Here is a 4,891-nt window from a genome sequence, read left to right on the forward strand (position 1 = left end):
ACCACCGGACGGCGGATCGCCACCGTGATCGGTCTTCAGGATGGGTGGGCGGTTCTGCTGCCGGACGGCTCCTACAAGCTGGTCGGTGAGCCGGGCGGCTCCTTCTGGTGGGTGATCAAGACCGTCCGTTTCGAGCCGGGCGAGCTGGACGGCTACGACCCGGCCATCCGGCGCCTCGCGGAGGACGCGCCCCTGCCCCTGCCCGCCGGCTGGCACCCCGTCACACCCCAGGTGATCCCGCCGGTCAGGCCGCCTGATCCACGCCCCGGCCGCCGCAGCGGCATCTTCCGCCGCCGCTGATCACGACCGGCCAGGAGGATCAGCCGCTGGGCAGCCGGGCTACCGTGCCGCCCTCGCGGCCGCGCTGCTTGCCGGAGGATTCACCACGATGCGCCGGGTAACGTCCGATCTGGACGAGTAAGGAAATGGGCGATACCGAATGTCGGACGCAAAGCCTGCCGTCAGGGACATCACGACGCCAGATATGCAATCCCGTCAATTCGGCCTCGACGGCGAGGCCGTTATTGTTTGGTGGCTATTGGTTCAGGGTATCTCCACAACAGGGCCCGGTCTTTCTTTTTGTTCCCGCCAGGAACAGGTGACCTGTCCGGTAGTTTTTGCCAGCACGACGAGAAGGAACACTACGGTCGTCCCCATGCGCGACACGAAACGTCCTGATGAATCTTGTTTCCCGGCGAAGCCCGGTCCCGATCGGCGCACTCTCCGTGGCCTTCAGACATTGACCTGTCTCCTGTAACCGGACGACCACGGTCTGCGCCGGCAACATTCAGTCGCCGCCCGGCCACCCGACAGCAGTATCATAACCGGTCGAACCGTGGACGGAGACGATCCAGCTTCGTCTGCTATACAGCCTCCCACGGCCCCTGGCTCTGAAGGAGCATCTGCTGATGCCTGTTCTGTGTGAACCGGCTGTCGCGGTTCCAGAAAATATCCTGACCATGGGTGAGACTCTTGAACTGGCTCAGCGTCTTCACAGAGATCACCCTGCCCTCCCCCTCGCCCTGCGCCTCATAAGTAACACCGGCGTCGTCAAGCGCCACATTGTTCGTCCGATTGACGAGACATTGAAGCACCCAGGTTTTGAGATCAGGAACCACATCTACGAGGAAGAGGCCAGGGCGCGGGTTCCGGACGTTGTGCACCGCGCGCTCCGAAATGCGGAGATGTCGCCTGCTGATATCGACATGATAGTATACCTGTCCTGCACCGGGTTCATGATGCCGTCGCTGACGGCCTGGCTCATCAACAAGCTCGGGTTCAGACCGGAGACACGCCAGCTCCCCATCGCCCAGCTGGGCTGTGCGGCTGGCGGAGCAGGGATAAACCGCGCATTTGACTTCTGCACCGCCCATCCCGGATCAAACGCTCTGATCGTGGCCTGCGAGTTCTGCTCGCTCTGCTACCAGCCCACCGATGTCGAGATCGGCAGCCTGCTGTCGAACGGCCTGTTCGGCGACGCCGTAGCGGCCGCCGTGGTGCGCGCCTCCGGAGGGACGGGCATGCGCCTGGAACGGACCGGTTCCTACCTGATACCGAACACCGAGCAATGGATTTCCTACGCCGTGAAAGCTACCGGCTTTCATTTCCAGCTCGACCGACGCGTCCCGAAGACCATGGAACCGCTGGCGCCGGTCCTGCGAGACCTGGCAGCAGAGAACGGCTGGAACGCATCGCTGCTGGACTTCTACGTGATCCACGCTGGCGGGCCCCGCATCCTGGACGACCTGAGCCGTTTTCTCGATGTCGCACCCAACGAGTTTCGCCATAGCAGGGCGACGCTTACCGAGTATGGGAACATCGCGAGCGCCGTCGTACTCGACGCCCTTCGGCGAATCTTTACCGAAGGCGGGGTCCCGAACGGTGGATGCGGTATCCTGGCAGGCTTTGGTCCCGGGATCACGGCTGAGATGTCGGTCGGGCGCTGGCAGGCAGACCCCTTCACAGCAAAGAGGGCGGACCGGGTCGAAGAGCAGGCCTGAGCCTGGACCCGTCGCCCCGCTCCGGGCCGGACGCCACCGCGGGCTTTCCATCATTTTTTGGCGTTCCCCGGACAGCCTGGTCGACACCGGATATGTCGATCGTAGTTTCCTACTGGAAAGGCCGTGTGGGATGTCCATCTCGAACTCCGTGCCGACGTGCCCGTTCCGGCACGACGACGCCCTGGAACCAGACCCCTTCATGACCCGGATGCGGGCTGAGGCCCCCGTCACCCGCGTCCGGATGCCATACGGGGAAGGCGACTGCTGGCTGATCACCCGCGATGCGGACGTGCGGACAGTCACCGCGGACCGGCGTTTCAGCCGGGCCGCGCTGATCGGGCGGGACTTCCCGCGGATCACGCCTGCCCCCATCGCGCAGCCCGAGTCGATCAACCTCATGGATCCGCCCGCGCTGAACAGGGTGCGCAGCCTGATCCTCAAGGCGTTCACCACGCGCCAGGTCGAGAAACTGCGGCCCTGGACCCAGCAGGCCACGGACGGGCTGCTGACCAGAATGGCCAGGCATGGCGCGCCGGCCGATCTCGCTGATCATCTGGCGGGCCGGCTGCCGCTCATGACGATCTGCGCACTGATGGACATCCCCGAGGCGGACCGGCCCCAACTTCGCCGGTGTGCCTCGGCCATGATGTCCATGAGTGCCGTCGACCAGGCTTCGGCGGTGGAAGCGAAGGCGGAACTGCGGGCCTACTTCGCCGAGCTGACCGCAAAACGCCGCCGTGTCCCCGGCGACGACCTGGTCAGCGCGCTCGCCACCGCACGGATCGGCGGCGAGATGCTCAACGAGGAGGAACTGTCCGTGCTGGCCATGCTCCTGCTGGTCACCGGTCACGACACCACCACGTACAACATCAGCAACATCGTCTACACGCTGCTGACGCACCCCGTGCAGCTCGGCCAGCTGCGCGCCCATCCCGAGATACTGCCGCAGGCCATTGAGGAGCTGCTGCGGCACATCCCGTTCCGTCAGGGCGTCGGCATTCCGCGGGTGGCCCTGGAGGACATCGACTTCGACGGTGTCACCATCAGGGCTGGTGACACCGTGCACGTGTCATATCTGACCGCCAACCGCGACGAACTGGTCTACGACCGTGCCGACGAACTCGACTTCGGACGGAAGGAGCCCGTCCCGCATATGACCTTCGGATACGGCAGCCACCACTGCCTCGGATCCCATCTGGCGCGCATGACGCTCCAGGTCTCCATTGGCACACTGCTCACCCGTTTCCCCGGACTGCGGCTGGCCGTACCCGCGCGGGACGTGCGGTGGAACACGGTGTCGATCTGGCGTTACCCGCTCGTGCTGCCGGTCGCCTGGTAGAGGCGCCGGCCCGGTCCTCGGGTGGTGCCGCCTGTCGTCAACGAGAGCGGTGATCGGCTGGGCCTGCTCCCCCAGGCAGGTCCTGGCCCGCGATCAGCAGAGCCGGTGGGGGGCGAGGCTGTCGTCGATGGGGAGTAAGCCGGTGACCGTCGCGGTCACCTCCATCGACTGGAGGACGACGATGCCTCGCAGGACGTTGACGAAGGCCGTGTCAGCCGCGTCGCGACCGGTTGCGATGCGGACCATGCCCTCTCGGGGGGCTCGGCGGGTGGCGTCGTAGGTCCACCACGCACCGTCGAACCATGCCTCGAAGACGGCGTGGAAATCCATCGGGGCCAGGCCGGGCGCGTACACGGCGACGAAGCGCGCGGGTATCTGGAGAGCCCTGCACAACGTGATCCCGAGATGGGCGAAATCGCGGCATACTCCCTGCCCGGTGAGCAGCGCGTCATCGGCGCAGCTGTGGACGTTGCTGGAGCCCGGGACATAACCCACCCGGCTGTGAATCCACTGTGTGATCGCCTCCACCTGGGGGCGTCCGGGTGGCAGGCCGCCGAACTCGGCGACCGCGAACCCGACATCGTGATCCGACGGGCAGTAGCGGCTCGCCCGCAGGTAGGTCAGCTGCTCCAGACCAGGCAGGTCAGGCAGGTCAGGCAGGTCAGGCAGGTCGCCGCGGATGGCTGCGGCCGGTTGTCCGGCGGTGGCAGGCGGGGGGCCGAGTTCCGCCCGGTAGGACACGGACAGGATTCCCGGGGGTGTGCGCAGAAGATGCAGTCGACCACCGTGTGGCGTGGCCAGCTCGACCGCGACCGGGAGCACCCTCCTGTCCATCGTCACGTCGAGCCGCTCGGCACGGACTGCCCGGCCGTTGGCCGCGGCGATGTGGAGGGCGACGTCCGCAGGTTCCCCGACATCGAAGGTGAGGTCGCAACTGACCACTCGCTCGGCCACCCCGCCGCCGGGATGCGCGGACGGTCGGTAACTTTCTGACTGCACGTCGGTCACGGAGGGGACGCCACCCCGGCAGTGCGCAGGATCTCGTCCGTCGAACCGGTCAGCGAGCCGGCGCCGGCCAACCGGAGCACCTCGCGCGCATGCTCGGGTACATGCTCGGGTGCGGTGTCGGGCAGAGTCACCAGCGGCTGGGTGCCCGGCACGGACGGAGTGAAGGACAGCCGGTCGGGAGCACCGCCGTCGTCGTCGAACCGGTCGAGGTCGACGCGGTCGAGAACGGAAAAGGTCTGATGCGCCGTCACGACGGCCACCTCACCCCGACGGTACCCCGCCGGATGGCAACAACCGACTACCACATCGACATCATGTCGCACATCGACATCATGTCGATGTTTGCGAAATCATCAGCCTGTTTACAGGCTACCATATGGGAGACCCTCAAGGGAGATCACGCTGACGGGCACGACGATTCCCGGGGCACGACGATTCCCGGGGATCGACGAGTCTTTTGTGGGCATGTCCGCCGAATATGGTCGGGTACGCGCGGTGCTCATCACGGCCACCGCACAGCCCGAACCCGAATCATGCGAAATCA

At 65.8% G+C, this 4,891-nt stretch carries 5 protein-coding genes; 3 read left to right on the top strand and 2 right to left on the bottom strand.

From position 1 onward, the window contains the following. The 3 genes from NBW84_RS08990 to NBW84_RS09000 all read left to right on the top strand — a co-directional run. Positions 1–300 (top strand): hypothetical protein (locus NBW84_RS08990; protein WP_250283548.1); only part of this gene is annotated, 300 nt, incomplete at its 5' end. A 608-nt stretch (positions 301–908) separates the two neighbouring features. Next, a complete protein-coding gene (locus NBW84_RS08995) occupies positions 909–2,000 on the top strand; it encodes a type III polyketide synthase (RefSeq protein WP_250283551.1) in 1,092 nt (363 codons plus the stop codon). A 130-nt stretch (positions 2,001–2,130) separates the two neighbouring features. Beyond that, positions 2,131–3,339: a cytochrome P450 gene (locus NBW84_RS09000; protein ID WP_250283553.1), complete on the top strand. Its 1,209-nt coding sequence runs from the start codon at positions 2,131–2,133 to the stop codon at positions 3,337–3,339. A gap of 93 nt (positions 3,340–3,432) precedes the next feature. On the opposite strand, the gene NBW84_RS09005 is transcribed toward NBW84_RS09000, so the two are convergent. After that, positions 3,433–4,338: a transglutaminase-like domain-containing protein gene (locus NBW84_RS09005; RefSeq protein WP_445548672.1), complete on the bottom strand. Its 906-nt coding sequence runs from the start codon at positions 4,336–4,338 to the stop codon at positions 3,433–3,435. Positions 4,339–4,343: 5 nt separating this feature from the next. After that, a complete protein-coding gene (locus NBW84_RS09010; protein ID WP_250283557.1) occupies positions 4,344–4,598 on the bottom strand; it encodes a hypothetical protein in 255 nt (84 codons plus the stop codon). Positions 4,599–4,891: the final 293 nt, after the last annotated feature.

The sequence above is a fragment of the Protofrankia sp. CiP1_Cm_nod2 genome (assembly GCF_920664355.1).
GTDB lineage: Bacteria > Actinomycetota > Actinomycetes > Frankiales > Frankiaceae > Protofrankia.

Coding starts and splice junctions, on each gene's coding strand:
- NBW84_RS09000 (WP_250283553.1), top strand. CDS start 2,131: ATGTCCATCTCGAACTCCGTGCCGACGTGCCCGTTCCGGCACGACGAC.
- NBW84_RS08995 (WP_250283551.1), top strand. CDS start 909: ATGCCTGTTCTGTGTGAACCGGCTGTCGCGGTTCCAGAAAATATCCTG.